Genomic DNA, 1605 nt, shown 5'->3' on the forward strand with positions numbered 1-1605 from the left:
TCGCGTCGATCAGGCGCCGCGAAAGCTGGCTGTGATCCTCGTCCACCACCGCGACCGAAAGGTCGTGGACCTCGGTCGAGGCCGCCTGCGACACCAGCCAGACCGCGGCGGTGAAGACATAGAGGATGAGGATCAGCATCACCTTGTCGCCGCGGATCGCGCGCAGCTCCTTGACCGTAAGCCGGGCGATGTTGAAGAGGCTTTGCAGCATTTCAGGCCTCCTGCTTGCGGGTCGCGAGGATCGCGACGACGAGATAGAGCAGGCAGAAGAAGCCGAGCATCAGGATGTTCGGCACCATCTGCCCCAGCCCGAACCCCTTGAGGAAGGTCCCGACCGAGACCGGCTGGAACCATGCCCCCGGGAAGGATTCGCCCAGCACCCGCCCGGCCGTGCCCAAGACCGAGACCGGCACCACCAGCCCCGAGAAGTTCACCGTGGGGATGATCGACAGCACCGCGGTGGCGAACACCGCCGAGACCTGAGTGCGCGTGAACGAGGATATGAGCTGGCCGAACCCCGTGGTCGCGATAACGTAGAACACTGCCGCCAGTCCCAGCCCCGGCAGGCTGCCGCTGAGCGGCATGTGGAAAACCACGAAGCCCAGGGCCACGAGGATCCAGAAGTCGACCCAAGCGATCACCGCGTAGGGGATCTGCTTGCCGATCAGGAACTCGATCCGCCGGACCGGGGTCGAGCGGAAATTGGCGATCGTCCCGGTCTCTTTCTCGCGCACGACCGAGATTGCCGACATGATCGCCGGGATCAGCATCAGGATCAGCATGAGCATCGAGGGCACCATCGCATAGGCGCTCTTGAAGGCCTGATTGTAGAGATAGCGCGTCTCGATATCGAGCGAGCCAGGCGTGTTCGCTCCGGTCTTCGGCGTCATCTCCTTGGCGAAACGGGTCAACACGCCCAGCGCATAGCCGCGCGCGGTCTCGGCCCTGAACGGCATCGAGCCATCGACCCAGACCGAGACCTCGGGCACCGTATCGCCGCTGTGAAGCGCCTTGCCGAAGCCGTCGGGGATCTCGATTGCCAGGGCGAGCGACCCGGTGCCCATGCGCGCGTCGAGCTGGGCGGGCGAGGCGAAATCCGCCTTGCGGTCGAATTGGGGGATCGAGCTGAAGGCCTCGATCAGGCGGCGGCTGGCGGGCGTGTGGTCCTGATCGTTGACCGCAAAGCTCAGCTTGTTGACATCGAAGGAGATGCCGAACCCCATGGTCAGAAGCAGGATCACCGGCCCCGCGAAGGCAAAGAACATGCGGATCGGATCGCGGAAAAGTTCCAGCGTCTCGCGCCAGCTATAGGCCCAGAGCCGGGTCAGCGCCTCGGCCGCCGGCCCCTTGGGATCGGCCCGGACCGCCACGTTGGTCGCCGCGGGGGCCGCCTCGGTCTTCGCGCCGTCCGCCGTGTCCTCGGTCGGGGTCTCCTCCTCGAGGCGGGCGATGAAGGCCTCTTCCAGCGTGGCGGCATGGCGGCGCGCGACGATCTCGGCCGGCGCGCCGACCTCGAGCACCCGACCTGCGTGCATCAGGGAAATGCGGTCGCAGCGCTCGGCCTCATTCATGAAATGGGTCGAGATGAAGATCGTCACGCCATCG

At 65.7% G+C, this 1605-nt stretch carries 1 protein-coding gene and 1 pseudogene; both read right to left on the reverse strand.

The window, feature by feature from the left end:
• Nucleotides 1-211, reverse strand: a pseudogene (locus tag B3D39_RS15820) (hypothetical protein); the annotation flags it as partial.
• A gap of 1 nt (nucleotide 212) precedes the next feature.
• A partial coding sequence (locus B3D39_RS15825) for an ABC transporter permease (RefSeq protein ID WP_286789862.1) occupies nucleotides 213-1605 on the reverse strand: 1393 nt, incomplete at its 5' end.

The sequence above is a fragment of the Thioclava sp. UBA3469 genome (assembly GCF_002378135.1).
Classification (GTDB): domain Bacteria; phylum Pseudomonadota; class Alphaproteobacteria; order Rhodobacterales; family Rhodobacteraceae; genus Thioclava; species Thioclava sediminum.